Origin of the sequence: Collinsella aerofaciens (assembly GCF_015546965.1) — a bacterium.
Taxonomy (GTDB): domain Bacteria; phylum Actinomycetota; class Coriobacteriia; order Coriobacteriales; family Coriobacteriaceae; genus Collinsella; species Collinsella aerofaciens_X.
The window spans coordinates 331,116-356,572 of sequence record NZ_JADMUF010000001.1 but is presented as its reverse complement, the minus strand read 5'-3'; the positions used below and the strand labels follow the sequence as shown (position 1 = coordinate 356,572).

Below are 25,457 nucleotides of genomic sequence, written 5' to 3'. Positions count from 1 at the left end.
GAAATGTCGGTGAACGGTAGGTTTTGGGTGGTGAGCGTATGGGGGGGGAGGCGTTGGATATACTTGAAGGCGTTAAAAATGACTGCGTAGGGTGCCACCAATGGCATCGTCGACATAGAAAGATCGACCTATGGCCGCTGTTAAAAAATCGGTTTCCGTTAAGGATGTGGCGCGTCTCGCGGGCGTCTCGGAGCAGACAGTCTCGCGTACGGTGCACGATTCGCCCAGCGTGCGCCCCGAGACCAAGGAGCGCGTGCGTGCCGCCATGCGCGAGCTAGGGTATCGCCCCAATTTTGCCGGTCGATCGCTGCGCCGCGGCAAGTTTAAGACCGTCGGCGTCGCCATGTTCAACATTACCGGCACCGGCAATCTCGACCGTATGGAGGGCTTTGCCGCCGCCGCCGACAAACACGGCTATGCCATCACCCTCACGAAAGTAGATGGACACCCCTATACCCTCGAGAGCGCATCGTCGCGTATGAGCGCACTGCCGGTGGACGGTATGGTTGTGATCATGAACCGCATGCCGGCGGATTTTGGCACTTTCGAGCCGCTGCCCGGTATGCAGACGGTGCTCGTTACCATGCTGGAGCACCCGCTGTGCTCGACGGTCGATAACGACCAGTTCGATTGCTCGCGCCAGGTGGTCGAGTACTTGATGGAGCAGGGGCACAAGACCGTGCACTTTATCTCGTGTCCCGAGCGCTCGCTTTCGGGCATGCGGCGCGAGGAGGGCTGGCGTGAGACATTGCGTGCGCATGGTATTGAGCCGCCGCGACTCGTCCGTGGCGATTGGACGGCACAGAGCGGATATGCCGCCGGCCAGGTGCTTGCGGATGATCCGACCTGCACGGCCATTTATGCCTCCAACGATGCCATGGCCTACGGCTGCATTCGCGGACTCGAGTCGCGCGGAAAGCGCGTGCCCGAGGACGTGAGTGTGGTGGGTGTTGATGACAGCCTGGGCGATATCGTGCCCGACCGTCGCCTGACTACGGTGCGTTTTGATAACAAGCGCGTTGGCATGTGGGCGGTCGATAAGATTGCCGGCGCCGAGGGCGTCGCACCTAGCGTGGAGCACATGCTGATCCCCGGCGTGCTCATCGAGGGCGATACGGTACGCGGTCTGCGCTAAGGTGCGGACCTGTTTGGGTCGAGCTTCTTTGTGTTTGATATTGTTCGAAATGGTTTAAAAACCGTTCACGGGTGAAAATCGACCGTTCATAGCCTGATATTGCGTTTTGGATTGTTCTTTTTTGTTTGAATGTTAATGTTTCTGACATACACAACGCAGCGCGTATGCCCGGACGCGATGCTCTCCATTGGTTCATGTGTGAAAGGAACGCAATATGGCAACCAAAGAAGAAATCTCGATGGTTGGATTCGAGATCGTCGCATACGCGGGTGACGCCCAGACCGACCTGCTCGCTGCACTCGATGCCGCCCGCGAGGGTGACTTTGAGAAGGCCGAGCAGCTGCACAAGGATGCCAGCGACGCGCTCATCGGCGCTCACGACACGCAGACCAAGCTGCTTTCGCAGGAGGCCGGCGGCGGCGAGATGGAGATGACCTTCATCATGGCCCACGCTCAGGACACCCTGATGACCACCATGATTCTGGAGAAGCAGACCCGCTTTACCATCGATGCCTACAAGCGCATCGCCGAGCTCGAGGCTAAGCTCGCCTAACGAACTCTTACAACCAAGTCCCCTTCCAAAAGCTCTGCCGCTACCCGCGGCGGGGCTTTTTACCTAGTCATTGGGGACGTTCTTAAATGACTAGTCGTCGGGGACACTCTTGGGTCGAACGCCGGCTCTGCCGTTCGGTTTTTCGCTCGGTGGGTATACTTCCCCTGCATTACACGCCGGAATGAGGAGGTATCCAAATGCCGGACAATGGATCGATTCAAAAGAAGGACGCGCACGAGATGGCTCACGGACGCCCGGTTCAGGTTACCGAGCAAACGACAGTGGTTGAGCTGCAACCCAGCGTGAGCGATGTCGTGTGCGCAAACAAGAAGCTGCAGATTGGCTTTATCGTTGCGCTCGTGGTGCTGGCGCTGCTGTCGGGTTTTGTCGCGCGTCCGTATTTTGCCGACACAAATACCTGGAATCCTGTTATCGAGACCATCGACCAGAAGAAAGGCAATGTGTTGGCGCTCACGACGTCGTGTGTGGCACTGTCTGCGGGCATTACCGCGCTGCCGGGTGATACGGGAACGCCGGTTGCCGAGCAGCTCGCACAGCTTTCAGGCAACCTTGGTATCGTGCTTGCCGTGCTATACCTAGAGAAATATTTGCTCACGATTTTGTGGTCGGTTGGCTTGGGCATCTTAATCCCGTTTGCGTTGGTGCTCTTTGCGGTGTCGCTCGGCATTCACGGGCGCTGGAGTACGAGCGCCGTCCTGCGCCGTGTGGCGACACGCGTGCTGGTGGTTGCCGTGATCGGCATGGCGCTCGTACCCGCGAGCGTATGGGTGTCGCAGAAGGTCGATGAAACGTATCGCGTAAGTATTGAGCAAGCTGAGCAAAAGGCTGCGGACGCAGCCGACACCACGGACAAGTCAGCCGAGACCAGCTCAAAATCGAACAAGAAAAAATCCGAGGCCACGGAGTCCAAAAACGTGCTCGAGCAGTTGACCGATGGGGCATCGAGCCTTGTTGCGTCGGTAACCAGTGGTGCCAAGCAGATGACCGACGAGATCGTGCAGCAGGTGACCGACCTCATCGAAGGCGTCATCGTAATGATCGTGACCTCGTGTGTGATTCCTCTACTGGTGCTCGCGGCGTTCCTATGGCTAGGACACGTGCTGCTGGGGATCGATATCTCCGGTCCCGCGAACTATCTGACGGGTCGTTTCTTGAGCGGTCCGTCCAAACATGCCAAGAAGAGCGGGCAGTCTGAGTAGGCGGCAAAGCGATCTTTGGAAGATCAACCGTGAGAAGGGCGGTCGAGACACGTTCTCGGCCGCCCTTTTGTTTGTTGAACACATGGTCGCTACGTCCGCGCCCGGTCCAAACGGTCAGCAATCATCTGTGAACGGTATTTGTTCAAAAAAGAACAAAGATAAACAAATAGTTGTTGCAGTTACTGTTCGAATGTGTTCAAATAAACATGAACAGTGAAGAACCGCACATTCAGATGCCCGGACCTGAATGCGATTCAACACTTCCAAACAGAAACTACGCACCTGCGTATCTCTCAAGGAGGATGTCATGAGGGTTGTAATCGCTTCCGATGCCGACGGTATGTCGATGAAGGAGTCCATCAAGGAGATGCTCATCGCCGACGGTCACGAGGTCGTCGACTATTCCGAGACCCCTGCCGCGGACTTTGTCGATTCCGCGACCGCCGTTGCCAAGGACCTGCTGGAGCACAAGGATTCCCAGGGCTTCGCATTCGATAAGTACGGCGTCGGCTCCTATATGGCCGCCGTCAAGATCAAGGGCATGGTCGTCGCCAACATTTCCGACGAGCGTTCCGCCTACATGACCCGCGAGCACAACGGCTCGCGCATGGTCACCATGGGCCCGGGCGTTGTGGGCACCGAGGTCGCCAAGAAGATCGCCCGCGAGTTCCTGCGTGCACAGTACGCCGGCGGCCGTCACCAGATCCGTGTCGACATGCTCAACAAGATGGCCTAACGAGAGCCACCGAGAACTCGAACTTCTACCTCAACTTGTGAATTCAGACGAAAGGACGTTCTGATGAAGAAGACCATCGCAATCGGTTGCGACCATATCGTTACGGACGAGAAGATCTATCTGGCCGACCGCCTGGAGCAGGCTGGCTACAAGGTGCTCGACTGCGGCACCTACAGCCACACCCGTACGCACTATCCCATCTACGGTAAGGCCGTGGGCGAGGCTGTTGCCAGCGGCAAGGCCGACTTTGGTGTGGCCCTGTGCGGCACCGGCATCGGCATCACCAACGCCGTCAACAAGGTTCCCGGCGCCCGCTGCGCGCTGGTCCGCGACATGACCTCTGCCCTGTATGCCCGTCGCGAGCTCAACGCCAACATCGTGGGCTTTGGCGGCAAGATCACCGGCGAGTTCCTGATGGCCGATATCATGCTTGCCTTCCTGGAGGAGCCCTACGAGAAGACTCCCGAGCACGACGCCCTGATCGCCAAGATCGACGCCTGCAACAAGGCCGACGCCGAGGCTCAGGCCGACCCGCACTTCTTTGACGAGTTCCTCGAGAAGTGGGACCGCGGCGAATACCATGATTAGCGGGTATCCGGCGTAATTAACTAGTCCGTTGACGGCTCGCGTTTCTGTGAGGGGGCGCGGGCCGGTTTTCTAAACAGGAGTTCAACATGATTCTGACCGTTACCATGAACCCGTCGATCGATACGCGCTATCAGCTCGACAAGCTGATCATCGACGATGTTAACCGTGTGACGCCCGAAAAGACCGCTGGCGGCAAGGGCCTCAACGTGAGCCGCGTGCTGCTGCAGCTGGGCGATGACGTGCTCGCGACCGGTCTGCTCGGTGGTCACATGGGTGCCTATATGGCCGAGCTTATGGATGCCGACGGCGTCAAGAACGACTTTGTGCCCATTGCCGGTGAGACGCGCATTTGCCTGAATATCCTGCACGAGGGCAATCAGACCGAGCTGTTGGAGAGCGGCCCGCAGATCGCCCCGGCCGAGCTCGAGGCCTTTACGGCCAAGTTTGCCGAGCTTGCAGCGAAGGCGGACGTTGTGACGCTTTCGGGCTCGCTGCCGCGTGGCGTCGATGCCGGCTACTATGCCGAGCTCGTCAAGATCGCCGAGGAGGCGGGCGCCAAGGTGCTGCTTGATACCTCGGGCGCTTCGCTGGAGGCCGCGCTGGAGTCCGACGCCAAGCCCGAGCTCGTGAAGCCCAACCTGACCGAGATTAACGGCCTGCTGGGTACGTCCTTTACGACCGATGATGTCGATGCCCTGCGCGAGGCGCTTGCCGCCGATAGCCGCTTTGCCGGTATCCCCTGGGTTGTCGTATCGATGGGCGCTGCCGGTTCGGTGGGCTTCCATGAGGGCCGCGCGTTCCGCGCCAAGACGCCCGCGATTGCGGCTGTGAACGCAACGGGTTCCGGTGACTCGACCATCGCCGGCTTTGCGCATGCCATTGCGGCTGGTGCCGACGACGTCACGGTGCTCAAGACCGCCAATACCTGCGGCAAGCTCAACGCCATGGATCCCAAGACCGGCCACCTGGTCATGGACCGCTGGGACGAGATCTACAACAACGTTGAAGTAACGGAGCTTTAGAGTTACGCGGTTTTACCAAACCGCGTAACGGCTCGACGCTGAGCGGGCCGCATTTGGACAATCTGACGTTCAACTTCAAGGGCGCGACCAGAAGGTCAGCGCCCTTTCGTTTCACGTCACCTTGTCTCAAGTGCGGCCCGCTCGCTGCCGTTGCCAAAACATCGGCGTCGCCTTGCTTCGGGAATGCGGCAGATAGAGACGTTCCTTTTTTGCCGGCAGTTTGGGACACTCCTTACGGGGCACCCCCTCCACAGCGCCTATGCCAGCTTGTCGATTTGCCCAATCTCCCAGAGCGGAATATTGACGAGCGTGCCTTCGTCTCTATATGCCGCTAACGATGTTCTCACGCAGCGCTCGAGCTTGAACTTTTCGCAGGCAATCCTCAGGCTCTTTGCTTTGAGATTCTCTGCCGCCTTGACCTCGAGCGGAAGCACGGTCCCCGCATGGTCGACGGCAAAGTCAGTCTCTGCATTGCCGGAGGAGGATGACCAATACGCGGGGGTATTGCCTTGGAGCAAAAGCTCCTGTGCGACGTATTGCTCGGTCAGCGAGCCTTTGAACTCCGTAAAAACAGCGGGCCCGTTCAGAACAATGGCTGGCGTGAGGCCGGAGAGTGCTCCGAGGATGCCGGTGTCGATGCAGAACAGCTTGAAGCCCGAGAGGTCCTCGTAGCTTGTGAGCGGTGCTCTTAGGGCGGAAACACGTGGTACCTTATGAACGATTCCATAGTCCATGAGCCACTGGAGGCTTTCCTCAAAATCGCGTGCGCGCGCCCCGGGACGAAGCGCGCCGTAGACGAACTTCTTGTTTTCCTTTGCGAGCTGGCCGGGAAGGGATTTCCAAACCAGCCTCATGCGCTCGACGATGCGGGCTGGCGCATGCTTGCCAAAATCGGATTCATAAGCTTCGATGATTTGCTGCTGAAGCCTGCGGGCCTCGATGAAATCGTGGGAGGCGGCGAAAGCGGAGACAACTTCTGGCATGCCACCGACAACGAGGTATTCCTTGAGCAGGCGCTCGAGCTTTTCGGAAACGTTCGCCAGCAGGTCCATGTCTGCGGCAAGGATGGCATCTGCGAGCGGATCGCCATCGACGGCACGAACGAACTCGACAAACCCCATGGGGCGCATGGTAAGCTGGTCGATCTTGCCGACGGGGAACGACTCGTTTTCGCGTCGGAGCGCGAGCCCCATATAGGAGCCGGCTGCCATGATATGGTATTCCGGCGCCAGCTCGTTGAAGTATTTGAGCGAGGTGATGCCACGCGGTGCCTCTTGGATTTCGTCGAAGATGATGAGCGTGTCTGTCGGCGTTATGGTCTGGCCGCGCAGGAGCTCTATCTGGGAGATGATGCGTTTGGGGTCAAGGCTTCCGTCGAACAGCGAACGTGCGCCCGGTTCGAGCATAAAGTCAAAACGGATGACGTTTTGATACTGCTGGCCTGCGAATTCGTTGAGAAGCCAGGTTTTTCCCGTCTGGCGGGCCCCCTTAAGCAGGAGGGGCTTGCGGTTTGACCTAGATTTCCAAGCGATGAGTTCGTCCATTAGCTGTCGCTGCATACTGCCCCCTAACGATCATGGTTAGTATAAGACCGTCTTGGTCTTTCCATCGAAAAATGTGGGAGTAAACCACGTTTTTCCATCGAATAATGTGGGAGGTAACCACGTTTTTCCATCGAATAATGTGTGGTTTAGGTCGGCACCTGGGGCGCTCCTTCTCTGCCGGCAGTTTGGAACACTCCTTGTTTTGGTGCAAATTAGCTACCCTTGCATCAGAAAACGGCGCCCGCCGGCGATGTTGCCGGCGGGCGCCGTTGTCGTGTAGGTGGCTATGTCGTGGGGGCTGCCGTTGAGCGTCCGGGTCTGTGCTCTACAGCGAGTCGATAAAGCGCTGCTGGGCGGCGCGGCCGGCTTCGTCCCACTTAAAGACGCCGGCGTTGTCGAGCACGTGGCCAAACACCACGCCGACCTCCTCGTGCAGGATATCGATGGCGTTATCCGCCGTAAGCTCGTCGGCGCGGCGAGCAAAGACGTCCTCGGCCCACGCGGCATGGCTGCGACAAAGATCATCGCCCTCGAGCGCACCGGCAAGATCGTAGCTGGCATCGACCTTGGCTGCCAGCAGATGCTCACGGACAGCGCCAAGCTCGGGAACCAGGCGCGGCGGCAGAATGGCCAGGCCCATGACCTCGATCAGGCCGATGTTCTCCTTCTTAATGTGGTGGTACTCGGCATGCGGGTGGAAAACGCCTAGCGGGTGCTCGTCGGTCGTGATATTGCAGCGAAGCGCAAGGTAGGCCTCGTAGATTTCGCCGCCGGCATTTCCGCGAGAGTCGACGCGGCGGATGACGGGCGTCACGGTGTTGTGCGCCACGCCATCGGCTGTGTACGCGATGACGCCCACAGACTCATCGGTCCACTCGCGCCAGGCGAGGATAATCTTCTCGGCAGCGTCGAGCAGCTGGGCGCGGTCATGCGAGCGCAGGCGCAGCACCGAGAGCGGCCACTGCAGCACGGTACCGCTAACCTGATCAAATCCGGGCACGCTAAACTGCGAGATCTCGGCGGCGTGCATCATGGGGAACTCGTGCGCGCCGCCCTGGAAGTGGTCGTGCGACAAGATCGAGCCGCCCACGATAGGCAGGTCGGCGTTGGAGCCAATAAAGTAGTGCGGGAACAGGTCGACAAAGTCGAGCAGACAGGTCAGACCCTTGCGGTCCACGTGCATCGGGCGATGCTCGGAGCTCATGGCAATGCAGTGCTCGTTAAAATACGCATACGGGCTGTACTGGAAACCCCAGCGCTCGCCGTCGAGCTGGATGGGGATAACGCGCAGATTCTGGCGGGCGGGGTGAGCGCCGCCGTCGGCTGCGGCGGAGCGTCCGGGGTAGCCCTCGTTTTCGATGCAGAGCTGGCAGGCGGGATACTTCTCGCCCGTGTTCTTGGCTACACCTGCCGCGGCGATATCGCGCGGGTCCTTCTCAGGCTTGGACAGGTTGATAGTGATCTCAAGATCGCCCCAGTTGGTGGGGGTGCTCCATTTGATGTTGCGCGCGATGGCGGCACGGCGCACGTAGCCGGCGTCGCAGCACAGGCCGTAGAACCAGTCGGTTGCGGCGCGGGGCTCGTTGACGCCCATACGTCCGTTGAACTCTTCGTTTACAACCGAAGGCCTCGGCGTGAGAGCGCCCATGATGCGCATGGCGATGCGGTCGCGGCCCGATGCTGTGTCCTCGGCGGCACCGTTGGCAACGGCGGTCTCGGAAAGCGCGGCAAGCGTGCCTTCAAGGTCAAAGTCGGGCAGGGTATCGGGGTGCAAGAGCGAGAGTTTCTCAACCTGGAGCGCCCAGGCCATGTCGAGCGCGGGGCCCGTGGCGCCGATGCACTCAAGAGTGGTGTTGTAGGCCCAGATGCGGTCGTCCTGCCCGATCATGGATCGGTGGATGGCGTACTCGATTAGGCCCTGCGCGGCTTCGCGCACGTCGGTCATTACAGCCATGCTGCGTAGGCCCCCTTGTCAGAGATAGCGTAGTGACGGGCAGAACCCTCGCCCAGCCAGCCGTTCATCTTGGTAATGAAGGTATCGACCAGATCGAGCGGCACGAAGGCCTGGATGGTGCCGCCAAAGCCGCCGCCGTGGATGCGGACGGCGCCGCGGCCGTCGAGCACGTGCTCGGCCAGCGCCAGGGCATACATGGAGGGCTGCTCGGAGCCCAGCTTGGCAACGACATTCTGCAGGTACATGGCAGAGCTGGCGCCGGACTCGCGCGTCAGGGTCAGGAACTGGTCGATGTCGCCGGCGTTCAGGGCTGCCCAGCGCTTGTCGACCAGGCCGTTCTCGTACCAGTAGTGAACGGCGCGCAGACAGGCGCGGTCGCCCAGCTTGGCGCGCAGTTCGGGGAGCTTGGCGTCAAAGTCGGCAACGTCGACCTCGCATAGGCGCGCCTTGCCAAACTCGGCAGCGACGTCCTGCATCTCGCGCGGAACGGCGGCGTAGTCGTCGGTGGCGGCCACGTGGTCGGCACCGACCTTAACGAGCACGAGCGCGTAGCCGTGATCCTCAAAGTTGAGCTCGAGCTTCTGGGTCTTAGGCTGGGCTTGATCCTCAAAGTCCATGTAGGCGAGGCCACCCAGGCACACGGCGGCCTGGTCCATCAGACCGCAGGGCTTGCCGTAGTAGTTGTTCTCGGTGCGCTGGCTCATCTGCGCGAGCGCGACGGGCTCAATGGCGGGCGCGCCCCAGAGCGTCTCCATGGCGCGGCCGTATGCGGCCTCGACGGCAGCGGAGCTGGAAAGGCCGCCGCCCGAGGGAACGGAGCAGGTAAAGGCGAAATCAAAGCCGTGAGGCTCAACGCCCAGGGCTGCGATCTCGTGGGCCATACCACGAACGAGACTTGCGGACGTGCCCTTCTCGGACTCCTGAACATCCAGCGTGTCGAGTGTGATCTCAAAGGTGGGGTAGCCCTCATCGGCAACGCGGACCCTGTTGGTGTCGGTTGCCACGGCAATGCCGTCAACGGCGACATCGAGCGAGCCGGCGATGACGTGGCCGCCCTCGTGGTCGGTGTGGTTGCCGCTGATTTCGGAACGGCCGGGCGCGTGTACATAGAGCACCTGGCGATCGCCGATGGGGCCAAACTCCTCTTCAAACAGCTTGGTGAGCGTGGCGAATGTCTTTTCGTCGGGAGTGGTCATGGGAGTCCTTTCCTTGGCGCGCACGGGTGAGTTTTGCGTCGTTATGAGTACGTTAACAACTTGTAGCGGCATGAACCAAGTGTTCACGATACCGCACGTTACGGGCTATGTTAACGTACTCATAACACAACGCATATCACTTTTTGAGAATCTGGTAATCGGTCGAAATTCGGCCGTGAACGGTAGTGCCGTATGGACTTATAGAGCAGAAGGGCTGCAGCTAGAAAAAGTAGAGTACGTTAACATGCGTCCGACGATAGCGGCCCTTCGTGCGGACTAAATTCCTGCACGGGGCCGGCATGCACGCTATTTTGATCTCGCAAGGGTGAAGGTGATCTTGTGGCAAGGCGCCCCTCCAACGATACAGGCTCGCGTCCGGTTTCCATGGCCGACGTCGCCCGCGCTGCTGGCGTTTCGCAGCAGACGGTCTCGCGCGTCGCCAACGGCCTGCCCAATGTGAACGAGCAGACGCGCCAGCGCGTGCAGGCTGCCATGCAGGAGCTCGGCTTTCGCCCGAGCTATGCCGGCCGTTCGTTGCGCGACGGTCGCTACCATTCGGTCGGTCTATGCGTCAACGATGTCACCAAGTTCGGCAACCTGACGATGATCGACGGCATCGCCAGCGCTGCTCGCGAGCATAATTGCGCCATCACGCTGGTCGAGATGTCCAAGACCGAGGAATTCTCGCTTGCCGAGGCCACACGTCGTATGGCCGCGCTGCCCGTGGACGGTATCATCATCGGCATGAGCCGCATGGCGCCCGATTTTGAGACGTTTGATCCACTGCCGGGCATTGGCACGGTCATCGTTACCATGTACGCGCACCCGCGCGTGACCACGGTCGACTCCGACCATTACGGCTGCTCGCTCTTGCTTATGGATCACTTGTTTGAGCTGGGGCACGAGCAGATTCGCTATATTGGCGGCCCGTCGTTCTCGGTCGACGAGCAATTTCGTCGTGCTGGCTGGCAGGATGCGCTCGAGCGTAAGCACATTCAGCCGCAGGCGCCGCTCGAGGGCGACTGGTCTGCCAACAGCGGTTACGAGGCCGGCAGGTACCTGGCCGAGCACGATCGCACCATGACGGCGATTTACGCGGCAAACGACCAGATGGCAAATGGCGCGATTGCAGCGCTGCGCGATAGCGGCCTGCGCGTGCCCGAGGACGTGAGCGTGGTGGGTGTCGACGATTCGCTCGATGATTTTGTCGCGCATAACGAGCTCACGACCGTTCGATTCGATTTGCATCAGCGCGGACGCGAGGTGTTTGAGCATGCGGTTCCCGAGGCGGGTACGGCGGGCAAAACCGTTGCCATTCGTATTCCCGGCCAGCTCATTATTCGACATAGCACGGCGATACCACGCTCATAGTTTGCGCAGGTAAACGGCGATTTATCGTATTTCAATAACAATCGGTAAGGATGCCGGCAGATAACAGTTGGAATGCTGCCGAGTGCTATGATAGACGGGTTATTTTGTCTATCTAGGAGGCTTTGCCTGATGGAGATCACCAAGGATATCCGCTACATTGGCGTCGACGATCACGACATTGACCTGTTCGAGGGCCAGTACGATGTGTCTGAGAACGGTATGGCATACAACAGCTACGTTATCTTGGGCGAAAAGATCGCTGTTGCCGATTCGGTCGACGGTGGTTTTGTTAACGAGTGGCTTGGCAACCTCGAGGCCGCGCTCGATGGACGTACGCCCGACTACCTGGTTATCCATCACATGGAGCCCGATCACTCTGCTGGCATCGCCGCCTTTATGGAGCGCTACCCCCAGGCACAGATTGTAGCCAGCATGGGCGCCTTCCGCATGATGGTCAATTACTTTGGCACCGACTACCCCGAGCGTAAGATGGTCGTCAAAGAGGGCGACGTGCTCGACCTGGGTGGCCACAGCCTAACGTTTGTCGGTGCCCCCAACGTGCACTGGCCCGAGGTGCTCTTCTCCTACGAGGCTACCGACAAGGTTCTCTTTAGTGCCGACGGCTTTGGCAAGTTTGGCGCCAACGACATCGAGGATCCGGAAGGGTGGGCCTGCGAGGCTCGCCGCTATTACTTTGGCATCGTGGGCAAGTTCGGCAAGTTTGTGCAGGCCGTGCTCAAGAAGGCTGCCAATCTGGACATTCAGGTCATCTGCCCGCTTCATGGTCCTGTGCTCACCGAGAACCTGGGTTACTACCTCGATACGTATAACACCTGGTCGAGCTATCAGCCCGAGGACGAGGGCATTACGATTGCCTACGCGAGCGTGTACGGCCATCTGAAGGCTGCCGTCGAGGAGCTCGCCGCCGCGCTCGAGGCTCGCGGCCAGAAGGTTTCCACCTTCGATCTGACTTGCGACGACATGGCCGAGGCCGTTGAGGATGCGTTCCGTTACGACCGTTTGGTGCTCGCTTCCATTACCTATCAGGGCGAGATCTTCCCGTGCATGAACACCTTTATCCACACGCTTGCCGAGCATGCCTATCAGAATCGCACGGTGGCACTTGTCGAGGCTGGCTCCTGGGCGCCCGCTGCTGCCAAGGTTATGACCAAGGAGCTCGAGGGCATGAAGGATATCACCCTGGCGCAGAACAAGGTGACCGTCCTGGGTTCGCTCAACGACGCCTCGCGCGCTCAGATCGAGACGCTCGCCGACGAACTCGCCAAGTAGCAATACGTTCACTTTTAACGCGCAAACCACCACAAAGGGGACAGGCACCTTTGTGGTGGTTTTTGTTTTTACGCGCTGGTGATGATGAGGTTCGGGCGGGCGTCGTCGGCGATCTCGGCGATTGAGGTGGCGACGGCATCGTCGGGGTCGCGGTCCATCACGACGGTGTCGACATCGGTCAGCTCGGCAAAGCGATACATGCCGCGTCCGTTAACCTTGCTGGCGTCCATGAGGGCGACGCTTTGATGGGCCGCGGCGATCATAGCCGTTTTGGTCTCGGCCATCTGGGGAAAGTCGGTCGTAAAGCCGCAGCTGGGGACAAAGGCGCCGGGGCACATGACGGCCAGATCGGCATGGACCATTTGGAGCGCCTGCATAGTGAGCGGTCCGTACAAATAACGATGGCCTTTGCGCAGCGCCCCGCCCAGCATGACGACATCGACTGAGGGCATGCTCTCGTCGATGTAATCGGCAATGGTAATGTCGGCCGTGATGACGGTGATACCGTCGCGCTGATCGAGGAGCCGGACGAACTCGAGCGCCGTGGTGCCCGAGTCGACGAGCAGCGTGTCGCCGTCATTGACGAGCTCGATGGCGCTTTGCGCGATGGCCTGCTTGGCGGCGACGTTGACATTGATGCGGCGATCCTGCGTGGAGACGGTCAGACGTTTGTGGAGTGATACGGCACCGCCGTGCGTGCGGCGCAGCTTGCCTGCTTCGGCGAGCGCGTCCAGGTCGGCGCGGGCGGTGACGGAGGACACGCCAAAGGTCTGGGCGATTTCTGCTACCTGCACCGAGGCATTATGCTCGAGCATCTCCATGATGGCGGCACGACGCTCATCGGCGAAAGCTCGGGTTGTTGCATGGGCCATAGTTGCTCCATCATCGTCTGAAATTTGCAGGAATTGTGTTGAGTCTATTTTCGTTCATTTTCTTTTTGAGTAAGAAAACGCCTTTCGATTACTTATCTTTTCTATAAAAGAAAGACGCTGAACGCACAAAATTCAATATCGAACATGTCCACTCGGCTCAAATTCCTTCCGTTTGCTTTTCAAAAATGACTGTATTGACCTGCATGGGCTCAATATCTCGCACGTGCAAAGCTGCTGAATTTCATACAATGAGCGCAGCAAAACGCAAGGTAAAACGCCTTGTGAACAACTACGCCCGATGTCCAGATGCGGGCGAGGGAGAGGAGCAAACGCTCATGGCACTTGTTACCACCGAAAAGATGCTCAAGGACGCTCAGGCCGGTCACTACGCTGTCGGCGCGTTCAACGTCGAGAACCTCGAGTTTGTTATGGCCGTTCTGGCCGCTGCCGAGGAGACCAAGTCCCCCGTCATCATGCAGACCACCCCGGGCACCATCAAGACCGCTGGTCTGGACTACTTCTACGGCATGGTCAAGGCTGCCGCCGAGCGCGCTTCCGTGCCCGTCGCCCTACACCTCGATCACGGCGATGGCTATGACCGCTGCATGCAGGCTTTCCGCACGGGCTACACCTCTGTCATGATCGACGGCTCGCACGAGTCCTTCGAGGACAACATCGCGCTGACCAAGTCCGTCGCCGATGCTGGCCGCGCCATGGGTGTGCCCGTTGAGGCTGAGCTCGGCAAGGTTGGCGGCAAGGAGGACGACGGTCCCGCGGTTGAGGGCGAGAGCCCCTACACCGATCCGGCCGAGGCCAAGGAGTTCGTCGAGCGTACCGGCTGCACCTCGCTGGCCATTGGCGTTGGCACCAGCCACGGTGTGTACACGAGCGATCCGCACATTGAGCAGTCCGTGGTCAAGGCCATCCGCGACGCCGTCGACGTGCCGCTGGTTCTGCACGGCACCTCCGGTGTGCCCGATGAGCAGGTCGCCGAGGCTGTGAAGAACGGCATCTGCAAGGTTAACTACGCCACCGAGCTGCGTCAGGCCTACACCAAGGGCTTCATGGCCTACATGGCCGAGAACCCTGCCTGCTTCGATCCCAAGAAGCCGGCCAAGGAGGGTATGCGTGAGATCACCGAGCTGGTTAAGATCCGCATGACCAACCTCAACTCTGTGGGCAAGGCAGAGTAACAGCAAGGGTACTCTGATCCCACCGGACGGCTTGGGCGGGTCCCCGTACTCAGTTTCCAAAACGTCCTCGCGCATGAAGGCCCCCGTTGTCTCGCTTCTTCGAAGCGTTGACAACGGGGGCCTTCGCGCTGCGGAATGATTTTGGAAACTGAGTACGGGGACCCGCCCAAGCCGTCCTGCTCGATCGCCCTTGTGGCGTTAGGGCGGAAATAATGGAGCGTGAGGGCTACTTTGTTGATGAGGGGTTAGTATGCCCGGGCTTGGTTGGGGAACGCCTTGTCTAGGGATGCTTGGAGCTTTTCGAAGGATGCTCGCAAGTTGAGGCTCTGATTGGTTGAGCGTTTGGCTTTTGTGGTGGGGGAGTCGAGGAAGCCGTTTCTCTGTGTCGGGGGGAAGGAGAAAAGGTTTGCATGTTTTAGGGATGGCTGCTGTGCTGCGTCATTGGAAGAATGCATGCTTATGCGGCCTCCTCGATGTCCACCAAAAGGTTGCGCACGGGGTGTGCTGCTAGGTCCCGTGCGTTGGCAGTATTATGCCGCGGCCGTTACAAAGAAGCGCTAAAGAAAGGCTTAATGAGGTTTGCAATTACGATGAAACCGCAGGTCAAAGGTACTGAGTAACACTCTTGAAAGGTTTTGAGCTTAAGGGCTTTCTAAGGTTTGTGGCGCGGATGTGGCTCGCCTGTGTGGGGCGTGTGGATGGCTCGTTTCTAGCGCTGCGGTTCTGCGGCGCGTACTTGTTCGATGACCTTTTCCATCGTGGCGTCGATGCGGTCTTTTTTGAGCTCGCATTCCCAGATGGTTATGGGCGTCCAGCCCATTTGAATGAGTGCTGCCACGGCAGCGCGGTCGCGCTCGACGTTGCGACGGAACTTTGCCTCCCAAAACTCAACGTTGCGCTTGGGCTGGCTGGGGTTGCACTTGGGGCAGCGGTGCCAAAAGCAGCCGTTGACGAAGATGGCGATCTTGCGCCCAGGAAAGGCGATGTCGGGCTTGCCGGGAACCTTCCATTCCAGGCGATAGCCGGTGAGGCCCGCTGCGCGCAGGCGCTGGCGAACGAGCAGCTCTGGCTTGGTATTGGCGCGCTTGTTGCCCTTCATGGACTTTTTTATAGCGGCGCGACGGCGCACGAGTTCACGCTCGTCGGCGGAAAGGTCCGAGGTGTCGATGCCGTCCAGCAGGCCGGGCTTGGGGCGCTTTTTGCTGCGGCGCTTGGCTTTGCGCTTGGGTTTGGTAACGGGCTCGTCGGCTGTGGTGGACTCGGTGTCGTTGGCGGCGTTAGCCTCAAGCCGATCTTCCTTCAACTCAATCAGGGCATCGATAAGCCCCTTGTCGGCGGGCATCCATTCCACCGTGGCAAGCGAGGTGCGCGGAATCCAGCGGATATCGAGCTGGCGGTCGTGCTTCTGAGGCTCATCGGATTCATCGGCGAGCGAGCAGTAGTAGCACTCCATGGAGAGATGAAAATCGGGGTAGTCATACTCAACGGTATAGAAATCGCGCAGGTTGGTGACTTTTACCTGCAGCTCTTCCATAAGTTCGCGTCGCACGGCGTCCTCGGGTGTCTCGCCGCGCATGAGCTTGCCGCCGGGAAACTCCCAAAGTCCCTGCATGTCGCCGTAGCCGCGCTGCACGGCAAGCAGCTCGTCAGATCCTTCCTTGCGAATGATCCCAGCGGCAACATGAACAGTCTTCAACAGGAGTCCTCTCTCAACATCAACACGTGACAGGGTAGCTACCCGTACCTTACACAACGGTAAGGCAAGCGTAAGCCATATCGATGGTAGCTGACTCGTCTTCTTGCGACTATAGATGCCGTAGACTAATCGCAAGAAAGGACTCGGTATGCAAACCACGCACATGGCGACCCCGGTACTGGAGGTCGCGCATCTCGAAAAGGTATATGGAGCGCTGGGCAACGTGACCCGCGCGCTCAACGACGTCAGCTTTACCGTCAACCGCGGCGAATTTGTTGGCATCATGGGCGCTTCGGGCTCGGGCAAGTCGACGTTGCTCAACTGCGTCTCGACCATCGATAGCGCCACGAGCGGCACCATCCGCATCAACGGCCAGGACGTGACGCGTATGAAGCAGGCTAAGCTTTCGCAGTTCCGCCGCGAGGAGCTCGGCTTTATCTTCCAGGACTCCAACCTGCTCGATACGCTCACGGCACGCGAGAACATCGCCCTGCCGCTCACCATCGCCCGCACAAACTCGGCAGAGATCTCGACCCGCGTGCAGGATGTGGCAGCGCGCCTGTCCATCAGTCAGGTGCTCGACAAGTATCCCTACCAGATGTCCGGCGGTCAGCAGCAGCGCGTTGCCGCGGCTCGCGCGCTCGTCACCGACCCCACCATGATCATGGCCGACGAGCCCACCGGCGCCCTCGATTCCAAGAGCGCCCGCCTGCTGCTCGAGAGCCTGGAGGCCCTCAATCGCCGCCTGCGCGCCACCGTGCTCATGGTCACGCATGACAGCTTTGCCGCCAGCTACACGAGCCGCGTGCTGTTTATCCGCGACGGCAAGATCTTCACCGAGCTGCGCCGCGGCGACACCGACCGTCGCGAGTTCTTCGACCGCATTATGGAGGTCGTTGCCATGATGGGCGGTGAGGGCTCCGATGCTCTGTAAACTCGCTTGGGGCAACGTCCGCCGTGCCGGCCGCGACTACCTCGTCTACCTTTTGACGCTCACCCTGGGCGTTACGGTTTTCTACGCCTTTAACACCATCTCGATGCAGGTCGACATCGCCGGAATCGATGAAAAGGGCTTGGCGCAGGTAATGGGCAGCATGCTCGGCGACCTGACGTACTTTTTGGCCGGTGTCATGGCCTTTTTGATGGTGTATGCCAATAACTTCATCATGAAACGCCGCAAGAAGGAGTTTGGCCTGTACCAGGTGCTCGGCATGGGGCGTGGGCGCGTCGCCACGATCATGGCGCTCGAGACCGTGATAGTATCGGTCGTGGCCTTTGTCGCCGGCATTGTGCTGGGTGTGGGACTCTCCCAGCTCATGACGTTCTTTACGGCCTCGCTCTTTAAGACACAGATCGCCAATTTCCACTTCTTTTTCTCGGTGCATGCGTTCAATCTGACCCTTGCCTGCATGCTCGTAATGTTTGTGCTCACGCTACTGCTGAACCTTCGCGCCGTGCGTCGTACCAAACTTATCGAGCTTATGGGTGCCGAGCGTCGCAACGAGAGCATCAAGACACGCAACCCCTGGATCGCGATTGCCATCTTTGCCGTGGGCGTGGTGCTTGTGGGCGTGGCCTATTACCGTCTGCTACGTGATGGGTTCCCGCTAACCGCGACGGACAGCAAGCTGCAAGAGGCCATGAACCAGTTTGGTATTACGACCGCTATGGTTACCGTGGGCACCTTTGCCCTGTTTTGGGGACTCTCAGGCATGCTCATCAAGCTGCTGCAGAGCCTGCGCGGCGTGTATTGGCGCGGCCTCAACATGTTTACCGTGCGCCAGCTTGCGGCCAAGGTCAACACGGTGTGCTTTTCGATGGGCGTCATCGCGATGCTCCTGTTTTTGGCCATCACCTCGGTGACGTGTGGTATGTCGATTGCCAATGTGATGAACGAAAACCTGGAGCGCTATAACCCTGTTGATGTGTCTCAGACGTATGTCTATTACACGCCCGATACGCTCGACTACTACAAAGAATATGTCAATCCGTCTGAAGCCGACCGCATGGTGCTAGCCGATACAACGGTCGATTTGTACTCCGCATGGCACGGCAAGGGCAAGTCGGCGGACAACAACGACGAGACCGGCAAGAAGGTCAATATCGCCGATGTTGCCGGTGAGCATGTTCAGATCGATTCGTATCTGAGTTTCCCGTTTGGCGGTTCGAATCCTTCGGTGTCTGCGGGTGAGATGTGCAAGACCATGGGCGAAAAGCTCCCCAAGGCGCTCGGGGGTAGCAATGCCGATACGATGGGTCTGTTTGTGACGCCGGCGAGCCAGTACAACAAACTGCGCCAGATGATGGGCGAGGAGCCGGTGAGCATTGGCCGCGACCAGTACCTGCTTACGTGTGATATGGGCGGTGAGCTGGGCGACCTGTACACCAAGTACATGGCCGGCGGCCATACCCTCACCTTGGGCGGGCATGAGCTCAAGCCCGCAACCGATAAGTCGGACAAGGACGCGGCGGCCATCGCCAACTCGGCGATGGGCAGTAACCCGGGTACCGTCGTCGTTGCCGACGAGCTGTTGTCCCAACTTAATCTGCAGCCGTATTCCAGTAGCCTGCTCGTTAATTACAAACAGGGGATGGATACGACCGAGGCAGACGAGAGCATTAAATACACTTTGCTCGACAATCTGCTCGTTGACGGCAAGGAGCCAGGGTCATGGGGAATCTTCTTCACACGCTCCGAGATGTACACGCAAGCAGCGCAAATGAACGGCATGATTAGCTATCTGGCCATCTACATTGGCTTTGTACTGGTCGTTGCGTGCGCGGCGATACTGTCGATCCAGCAGCTCTCCAATGTGGCCGACGGCAGCCGCAGCTATCGTGTGCTGGCACAGATCGGCTGTGACGACCGCCAGATTCGCCATTCGGTGATGGCGCAGCAAGCGGTATTCTTCTTGTTCCCGCTGGCAGTGGGCCTGGCGCACTCCTTTGTGGCGCTCAAGGTGATTATCGAGCTGGTGAGCATATTCGGAGATATGAGCATCGGCGGCACCGTGGGCCTCACCTGTGCAATCTTCCTGGCAGCATACGGTGGCTACTTCCTGGTGACCTACCTCATGAGCGCCGGCATGGTACAAGCTGCCATCGCCACCCGCTACAGCGAGTAACAAGCGGGCAAAATCGTCGCAAAATCAGAGGCGTATGACCGCCGCGAAGGGGCTGGGGCCCTCTCGTGGCGGTTATTTTTGCCTATCTGGTGCGTTTCGGATGCAAGTGAGTAGACTTTTTTGAACTTGCCGAGCACATCGCGACAAATGATCTATAAAAACTGCAGGTCAGAGCTGTGGCGTTTTGGGGCGTGCTTGGCCTCCTGCAAAAAGCCTACTCACTTGGTTTTTCTGCTAGAAGACCGCCACGAGGGAAAACAGCTCTCTCGCGGCGGTTGGCGTTTGCCCAGATAAAACCTACCAAAATAAACCTGTCCCTTTTTGGCAGGTTAGCGCTTCCAGAAGTGGAGGATCAACGTGGTGCGGTTTTGCTGCTCGGTTTTGACCAGGATGTTGTGGATGTGGGTCTTGACGGTGCCCACGGCAAGGAATAGCTCGTCAGCGATCTCTTGGTTCGACTTGCCCAGCACGACCAGGCGCATGACCTCGGCCTCGCGGTTGGAGAGCTTATAGGCGTTGCGATAGAAGGGCATCTGCTCTTCGATGTGTCGATCAAGATCGCTGACGTTCTTTTCCTCGGGCGCCTCTTGCATGCGTATCGAAAGCACGTGATAGGCGTAGATGATCAGCAGGACGGCAAAGTAGCACGCAAAGACGTTCTCGCTAAAGTTGCGCTCGGACAGATACAGCTGCAGCCAGGAAGGCGCCAGGCTCATGGGAACCACCAGAATGTTGTAGAAGTCCTCGGCAACGATGCAGGCGACCAGAATAGCGCCGACAATCAGGTGCTTTCGCTGGTTGTTGACGCGCGCCTTCAGCTCAACCTTCGTACTCTTGCGGGCCGTCCAAAAGATATACAGCCCCACAAAGACAAGGAACACCTGGCGCATGGTGTAGTAAAGCCACTGGTGCATGGGGCCATAGGGGACGGCGACGATAATCAGCAGCTCACTTACCAAGAAGGTTGCAACGGGAATGACGAACAGCTTCTTGGAATGCTTGTCGAGCAGATCCATGGCAATCAGCCAAATAAAAGCCTGTGAAGCGGTCGCCACAAGGGTCCGCAACACAGGCATGGTAATTGAGTAATAGTCGCTGGCCGGAAAGCTCTGGTTTTGCAACGTGTATTCAAAAAAGAAGATCTCGGTCATCTCGATGGCATAGCAAATAAAAACGCCGCTGCCATAGATAAAGAAGCGTCGACGGGACGAGGCGTAGGTGGCAAGTGAAAGCACCGCCGTCACAATACAGATAACCAGTATTGCCAAGGTATAGAAGAACATGAGCGTGTTCATCTGTCACCGTCCTGTCTCATTTAGTCTGGGATTGACACCATATAATCCCCGGGGGTGTACATGCCCCAGCCAGTCGTTTCACTGCGGATTAGGCGCCAAGTTATAGGATAGCCGTATACCGTTCGCGGTTCTAGATGGTAAACCCCCTCCAAGTCAGCTACCTGCGGGTTTATATTGGTTTAGAGGGGGTGTAACTCCGTGAACGGTCTTTAATCCCGAATAAACTAGGTAAAAATTACAGACGGGTGAATGATGGTCTTGTCAACACGAGGCGTGATGTACGAGCGCCTCTCAGCAATAAGTCGGCAAGACCGGCGGAAAGGAAATCGACATGGCACTGCCTAAGGATTTCATCGACACCAACGACTTCACTAAAGAGCAGATCCTGGCTATCGAGGATCTTGGTCTGGCAATGAAGAAGGCCATCAAGGTTGACGGTTATTATCCGCACCTGCTCCGTAACAAGTCCCTCGGTATGATCTTCCAGCAGGTGTCCACCCGCACCCGCCTTTCCTTCGAGACCGCTATGACCGACCTCGGCGGCCACGCTCAGTTCTACGGCCCTGGCACCATTCAGCTCGGTGGCCATGAGTCCCTGGGCGACACCGCTCGCGTCATGGGCTCCCTGCTCGACATCATGATGGCCCGCGTTGACCGTCACAAGGACGTCGTCGGTCTGGCCGAGGGCTCCGCTGTTCCCGTCATCAACGGCATGTCCGAGTTCAACCATCCCACGCAGGAGATGGGCGACCTCATGACCATGCTCGAGAACCTTCCCGAGGGCAAGAAGATCGAGGACTGCACCCTGGCCTTCATCGGCGACGCCACCCAGGTCTGCGTCTCCCTTATGTTCATCGCCTCCAAGATCGGCATGAAGTTTGTCCAGTTTGGACCTAAGGGCCATCAGATCCCCGACGGCGGCCTGCACGTTGGCACCGTTGAGGAGCGTGCCGAGTTCGGCAAGCAGATGATGGCCATCGCCGAGGAGAACTGCAAGGTCTCCGGCGGCTCCATCGTCATCTCCGACGACATCGAGTGCATCAAGGGCGCCGACTTCATCTACACCGACGTGTGGTATGGCCTGTACGACGAGGAGGTCTCGGGCGAGAACTACATGGACGTGTTCTATCCCAAGTATCAGGTCACTATGGACATGATGAACTTCGCCGGTCCCGACTCCAAGTTCATGCACTGCCTGCCGGCCACCCGCAACGAGGAGGTCGTCGACGAGGTCATGGACGATCCCGAGCGTTCCCTGTGCTGGGTCGAGGCCGAGAACCGCAAGCACTCCATCCGCGCTCTTCTTGCCGCTCTGGGCAAGCGCACCCCGCTCAACGATGAGGGTGTCGAGTACTCCGCTAAGGCCGAGCTCCACGCCGCTCTCGAGGCTCTCGAGCAGCTCTAAGCCTCAGGGCTTTTAAAAGCACGTTTGCGGGCGGCGGATGCTCGTCTCCTGTCGCCCGCTCACCGAGGCCCAAGGATGGCCTTAGTTCCTTGGGGTTAGGGCCTCGGATCTGTCCAAGACTGAGCGAAGGAGCTCATTATGAGCGACGGAAAGAAAAAGCTTTCCTTCTTGACGGTCATTTCGACCATCATCTGCGTCGTCTTCGTTTGCGAGGCCGCCGCTCCTGCTGCCGCCATTGGCAACCAGCAGTTCTTCTGGTGGATCTTCCTGATTCTGACCTTCCTGCTTCCCTATGGCATGGTTGTCGCCGAGCTCGGTACCACCTATGACGGCGAGGGCGGCATTTACGACTGGGTACGCGATGGCCTGGGCGACAAGTGGGGCGCCCGCATTTCGTACTACTACTGGGTTAACTACCCGCTGTGGATTGCCTCGCTGGCTACCATGTTCCCCGACATATTGGGCATGGTCTTTGGCGTCGAGTTCAATCTGATCGCCAAGATGGGTATCGACCTTGCCTTTGTGTGGATCGTCTACCTCATGGGCCGCTCCAAGGCGGCCGACTCCGAGTGGGTCCTCAACGGTGGCGCCATCATCAAGGTCGCCGTTGCCGTTATCGTCGGCGCTCTGGGCATTTGGTATGCCATGGAGAACGGTTTTGCGAACGATATGTCCGCTACCACCTTCCTGCCCGAGCTCACCAACACCAACGCTCTGGGCTACCTGTCGATCATCATCTTTAACTTCATGGGCTTCGAGGTCATCTGCACCATGACCGACGACATGGCCGATCCCGCTCGCGATATCCCCAAGGCAATCATCGTCGGTGGCCTGTCCATCGCTGTGATCTACCTGTTCGCTGGCTTTGGCATCGGCGCTGCCGTGCCGGCCGATGCCATCGACCCCGACTACGGCATGATCTTTGCCGTTCAGACCATGGTGGGCGACTCCATGATTTTCGAGATCATCTGCATCGCCTTCCTGATCACCCTGTTCGCCAACATGGCTGCTTGGTCCTTCGGCGTTAACTCCGTTGCCCGCTATGCTGCCGAGCACGGCAACATGCCCAAGGTCTTCGCCTCGATGATCTCGGATGACGACATGCCCAACGGCGCCAACCTGGTCAACGCCATCGTTGCCTCCCTGGTGCTGTGCCTGCAGCTGGTTCCCATCGACGCCATCTCCAACGGGGTTTTCTGGATGCTCTTCGGCACCTCCGTCGTCTTCCTGCTGCTCACCTACATCCCGATGTTCCCGGCGTTCCTCAACCTTCGTAAGAACGACCCGAACCGTGAGCGCATCTTTACGTTCCCGTTTAAGGGCACCATGATGAAGGTCATGCTGGCCATTCCTTGCATCGAGCTGGTCCTGGCCATCGTCGCGACTTTGATTCCGTTCTCCGCCGCTGAGATTGGTGACAAGGTTCCGATGATCGTTATCTTCATCGTGCTTTTGCTCATTGGCGAGGTCGTCCGCGTCATCAGCGCCAAGGGCCGCGAGACCGAGTATATGGGTCTCACCCCCGAGCTGGCTGCTCAGCGTCTCGCTGAGGAGGCCGCCGAGGCCGAGGAGAACTAGGGCACCCAGATTTGGGGCTCCAACGCTCCTCGTCACTTAACCATCCCCCGGGGTGGGTGCGAGCGATAGCTCCGGTAACCAGCGCCTGCCCCAGCCTCTCTTTCGTATCCTTCGTGCGTATTGTCTCCGCGCACCTGGCTACGTCGTCGCTCGCCGGTGCGACCCCGTGAAAACAGGTACCGGGCGCCCCGACCTTTGCCGGGGGACGGGCGCCCACCATTTCTTGGTTTTAGGCTGCGGGTAAACCGCCCGCAGCAAGCGATCGTTCGATTTGGAGGAAATCTTATGCGTACGATCACCGAGTCCGAGTCCACCCCCAAGGCCGACGGCTTCTTTATGCCTGCTGAGTTCGCCCCTCAGGATCGCGTGTGGATGGGTTGGCCCCACCGCACCGACACCTGGGCCCACGGTGCCAAGCCGGCTCAGAAGCAGTATGCCGCCATCGCTCGCGCCATCGCTGAGTTCACCCCGGTCACCATGTGCGCCAACCAGGCCGACTACGCCAACTGCAAGGCCGTCTTCGAGAATGACGAGAACGTCACCGTCATCGAGATGACCACCGACGACGCTTGGTTCCGCGACACCGCCGCCACCTACGTCATCAACGGCAAGGGCGAGAAGCGCGCCAACCACTGGCACTTCAACGCCTACGGTGGCCTCGTCGACGGCCTCTATTTCCCGTGGGATAAGGACGAGCAGATCGCCCTTAAGATGGCTGAGCTTTCCGGCTGCCGTCGCTATCGTCCCGATGACATGATTCTCGAGGGTGGCTCCATCACCGTCGACGGCGAGGGCACCCTTGTTGTGACCGATCAGTGCCTGCTTTCCCCGGGCCGCACCTGCTCTGCGGTTCTGGAGGAGGAAGAGGATCCCGAGTCCATCTGGCCCAAGTTCCACAAGAAGTTTGAGCCCTGGAGCGAGGAGCTTCGCGCCTATATGGACGAGCACCTCAAGGATTACCTGGGTGTCGAGAAGGTCATTTGGGTCAAGGAGGGCATCGACCCCGAGGAGACCAACGGCCACATCGATGACGTCGCCACGTTCATCGCCCCGGGCGTCATGGCCTGCATCTGGACCGATGATCCCGAGTACCCGTTCTACGAGCAGTGCCACGCTGCCTACGAGACCCTCTCCAACGCCGTTGACGCCAAGGGCCGCAAGATGAAGGTCTACAAGCTCTGCATGCCCGTGAACCCGCTGTTCATGGATCAGGCTTCCTGCGATGCCATCGACGCCGACGAGAACGCCGAGCCGCGCGTTGCCGACGAGCCGCTGATTGCTTCCTACATGAACTACCTGGTCACCAACCACGGCGTTATCGTCCCGCAGTACGGCGACGAGAACGACCAGCTGGCTGTTGACACGCTCCAGAAGATCTATGACGAGGTCTGGGGCGAGGGCGTCTACAAGTGCGTCGGCGTTCAGTCCGAGCAGGTCGTCTTCGGCGGCGGCAATATCCACTGCATCACGCAGCAGGAGCCGTCCGCTTAATCGTCTGGCTTCCTGAGCCACGGCACCTTGCCCTTCAATCGTCGGGCATGACCCTTAAGGTCAATGCCCTCCTCTTTCAGGGCAATCTGCCGCACCTCGGAAACCCAGCCAATTACGCAGACGCTTAATCGCCTGACTTTCCGAGGCACCCCATCTCGCCGCTCAAACCGTCGCTCGCGTACCAAAGTACGCT

Annotated in this window: 20 protein-coding genes; 14 read left to right on the top strand and 6 right to left on the bottom strand. The window is 59.0% G+C overall.

From position 1 onward, the window contains the following. Nucleotides 1-130: 130 nt before the first annotated feature. The 6 genes from I1M21_RS01520 to I1M21_RS01495 all read left to right on the top strand — a co-directional run bounded on the left by I1M21_RS01520 (nt 131) and on the right by I1M21_RS01495 (nt 5,254). Nucleotides 131-1,135 (top strand): LacI family DNA-binding transcriptional regulator, encoded by a 1,005-nt coding sequence (locus I1M21_RS01520; RefSeq protein WP_195192134.1) that lies wholly within the window; start codon nt 131-133, stop codon nt 1,133-1,135. Between the two features lie 214 nt (nt 1,136-1,349). Beyond that, nucleotides 1,350-1,688 carry a PTS lactose/cellobiose transporter subunit IIA gene (locus tag I1M21_RS01515; protein WP_006234827.1) on the top strand — a complete coding sequence of 113 codons (339 nt, stop codon included), beginning with the start codon at nt 1,350-1,352 and terminating at the stop codon, nt 1,686-1,688. A 197-nt stretch (nt 1,689-1,885) separates the two neighbouring features. Next, on the top strand, nt 1,886-2,908 hold the full coding sequence (locus I1M21_RS01510; protein ID WP_195192133.1) for a hypothetical protein: 1,023 nt from the start codon (nt 1,886-1,888) through the stop codon (nt 2,906-2,908). A 307-nt stretch (nt 2,909-3,215) separates the two neighbouring features. After that, nucleotides 3,216-3,644, top strand: a complete 429-nt coding sequence (lacA, locus tag I1M21_RS01505; RefSeq protein WP_006234830.1) for a galactose-6-phosphate isomerase subunit LacA — start codon at nt 3,216-3,218, stop codon at nt 3,642-3,644. Nucleotides 3,645-3,707: 63 nt separating this feature from the next. Continuing rightward, nucleotides 3,708-4,232 carry a galactose-6-phosphate isomerase subunit LacB gene (lacB, locus tag I1M21_RS01500; RefSeq protein ID WP_006234831.1) on the top strand — a complete coding sequence of 175 codons (525 nt, stop codon included), beginning with the start codon at nt 3,708-3,710 and terminating at the stop codon, nt 4,230-4,232. Nucleotides 4,233-4,318: 86 nt separating this feature from the next. Further along, nucleotides 4,319-5,254, top strand: a complete 936-nt coding sequence (locus I1M21_RS01495) for a hexose kinase (RefSeq protein WP_195192132.1) — start codon at nt 4,319-4,321, stop codon at nt 5,252-5,254. 257 nt (nt 5,255-5,511) lie between these two features. Here I1M21_RS01495 and I1M21_RS01490 read toward each other — a convergent pair whose 3' ends face one another. The 3 genes from I1M21_RS01490 to I1M21_RS01480 all read right to left on the bottom strand — a co-directional run bounded on the left by I1M21_RS01490 (nt 5,512) and on the right by I1M21_RS01480 (nt 9,948). Further along, nucleotides 5,512-6,813, bottom strand: a complete 1,302-nt coding sequence (locus tag I1M21_RS01490) for an ATP-binding protein (protein ID WP_195192131.1) — start codon at nt 6,811-6,813, stop codon at nt 5,512-5,514. A gap of 310 nt (nt 6,814-7,123) precedes the next feature. Then, on the bottom strand, nt 7,124-8,752 hold the full coding sequence (locus I1M21_RS01485) for a UDP-glucose--hexose-1-phosphate uridylyltransferase (RefSeq protein ID WP_195192130.1): 1,629 nt from the start codon (nt 8,750-8,752) through the stop codon (nt 7,124-7,126). Next, a complete protein-coding gene (locus I1M21_RS01480) occupies nt 8,743-9,948 on the bottom strand; it encodes a galactokinase (protein ID WP_195192129.1) in 1,206 nt (401 codons plus the stop codon). The genes I1M21_RS01485 and I1M21_RS01480 overlap by 10 nt, the downstream gene beginning before the upstream one ends. Nucleotides 9,949-10,332: 384 nt before the next feature. Between I1M21_RS01480 and I1M21_RS01475 the strand changes: the two genes are divergently transcribed. Continuing rightward, nucleotides 10,333-11,319, top strand: coding sequence for a LacI family DNA-binding transcriptional regulator (locus I1M21_RS01475; RefSeq protein ID WP_195192177.1), 987 nt, complete (start codon nt 10,333-10,335; stop codon nt 11,317-11,319). A 129-nt stretch (nt 11,320-11,448) separates the two neighbouring features. Then, the gene (locus tag I1M21_RS01470) at nt 11,449-12,609 is read left to right on the top strand and encodes an FprA family A-type flavoprotein (protein WP_195192128.1); all 1,161 of its coding nucleotides are present in this window, start codon (nt 11,449-11,451) and stop codon (nt 12,607-12,609) included. 68 nt (nt 12,610-12,677) lie between these two features. Here the strand turns inward: I1M21_RS01470 and I1M21_RS01465 are convergent, their stop codons facing one another. Beyond that, complete coding sequence (locus tag I1M21_RS01465) at nt 12,678-13,481, bottom strand: DeoR/GlpR family DNA-binding transcription regulator (protein ID WP_195192127.1); 804 nt, start codon at nt 13,479-13,481, stop codon at nt 12,678-12,680. Between the two features lie 335 nt (nt 13,482-13,816). On the opposite strand from I1M21_RS01465, the gene I1M21_RS01460 reads away from it, so the two are divergent. Continuing rightward, a complete protein-coding gene (locus I1M21_RS01460) occupies nt 13,817-14,674 on the top strand; it encodes a class II fructose-bisphosphate aldolase (protein ID WP_022095149.1) in 858 nt (285 codons plus the stop codon). Nucleotides 14,675-15,383: 709 nt separating this feature from the next. Here I1M21_RS01460 and vsr read toward each other — a convergent pair. Further along, on the bottom strand, nt 15,384-16,370 hold the full coding sequence (vsr, locus tag I1M21_RS09750; RefSeq protein ID WP_229025503.1) for a DNA mismatch endonuclease Vsr: 987 nt from the start codon (nt 16,368-16,370) through the stop codon (nt 15,384-15,386). A 148-nt stretch (nt 16,371-16,518) separates the two neighbouring features. On the opposite strand from vsr, the gene I1M21_RS01445 reads away from it, so the two are divergent. Together I1M21_RS01445 and I1M21_RS01440 are read left to right on the top strand one after the other, a co-directional pair. Next, nucleotides 16,519-17,304 carry an ABC transporter ATP-binding protein gene (locus tag I1M21_RS01445; protein WP_006234847.1) on the top strand — a complete coding sequence of 262 codons (786 nt, stop codon included), beginning with the start codon at nt 16,519-16,521 and terminating at the stop codon, nt 17,302-17,304. After that, complete coding sequence (locus I1M21_RS01440) at nt 17,294-19,495, top strand: ABC transporter permease (protein ID WP_195192126.1); 2,202 nt, start codon at nt 17,294-17,296, stop codon at nt 19,493-19,495. The genes I1M21_RS01445 and I1M21_RS01440 overlap by 11 nt, the downstream gene beginning before the upstream one ends. 329 nt (nt 19,496-19,824) lie before the next feature. Here I1M21_RS01440 and I1M21_RS01435 read toward each other — a convergent pair whose 3' ends face one another. Continuing rightward, complete coding sequence (locus tag I1M21_RS01435) at nt 19,825-20,790, bottom strand: response regulator transcription factor (protein ID WP_195192125.1); 966 nt, start codon at nt 20,788-20,790, stop codon at nt 19,825-19,827. A gap of 331 nt (nt 20,791-21,121) precedes the next feature. On the opposite strand from I1M21_RS01435, the gene ptcA reads away from it, so the two are divergent. The 3 genes from ptcA (at nt 21,122) to I1M21_RS01420 (ending at nt 25,264) form a co-directional block, all read left to right on the top strand. Continuing rightward, the gene (gene ptcA, locus I1M21_RS01430) at nt 21,122-22,195 is read left to right on the top strand and encodes a putrescine carbamoyltransferase (RefSeq protein ID WP_195192124.1); all 1,074 of its coding nucleotides are present in this window, start codon (nt 21,122-21,124) and stop codon (nt 22,193-22,195) included. A gap of 138 nt (nt 22,196-22,333) precedes the next feature. Beyond that, nucleotides 22,334-23,773 (top strand): APC family permease, encoded by a 1,440-nt coding sequence (locus I1M21_RS01425; RefSeq protein WP_195192123.1) that lies wholly within the window; start codon nt 22,334-22,336, stop codon nt 23,771-23,773. Between the two features lie 285 nt (nt 23,774-24,058). Further along, nucleotides 24,059-25,264 (top strand): agmatine deiminase family protein, encoded by a 1,206-nt coding sequence (locus tag I1M21_RS01420; protein ID WP_195192122.1) that lies wholly within the window; start codon nt 24,059-24,061, stop codon nt 25,262-25,264. The last annotated feature ends 193 nt before the right edge of the window (nt 25,265-25,457 follow it).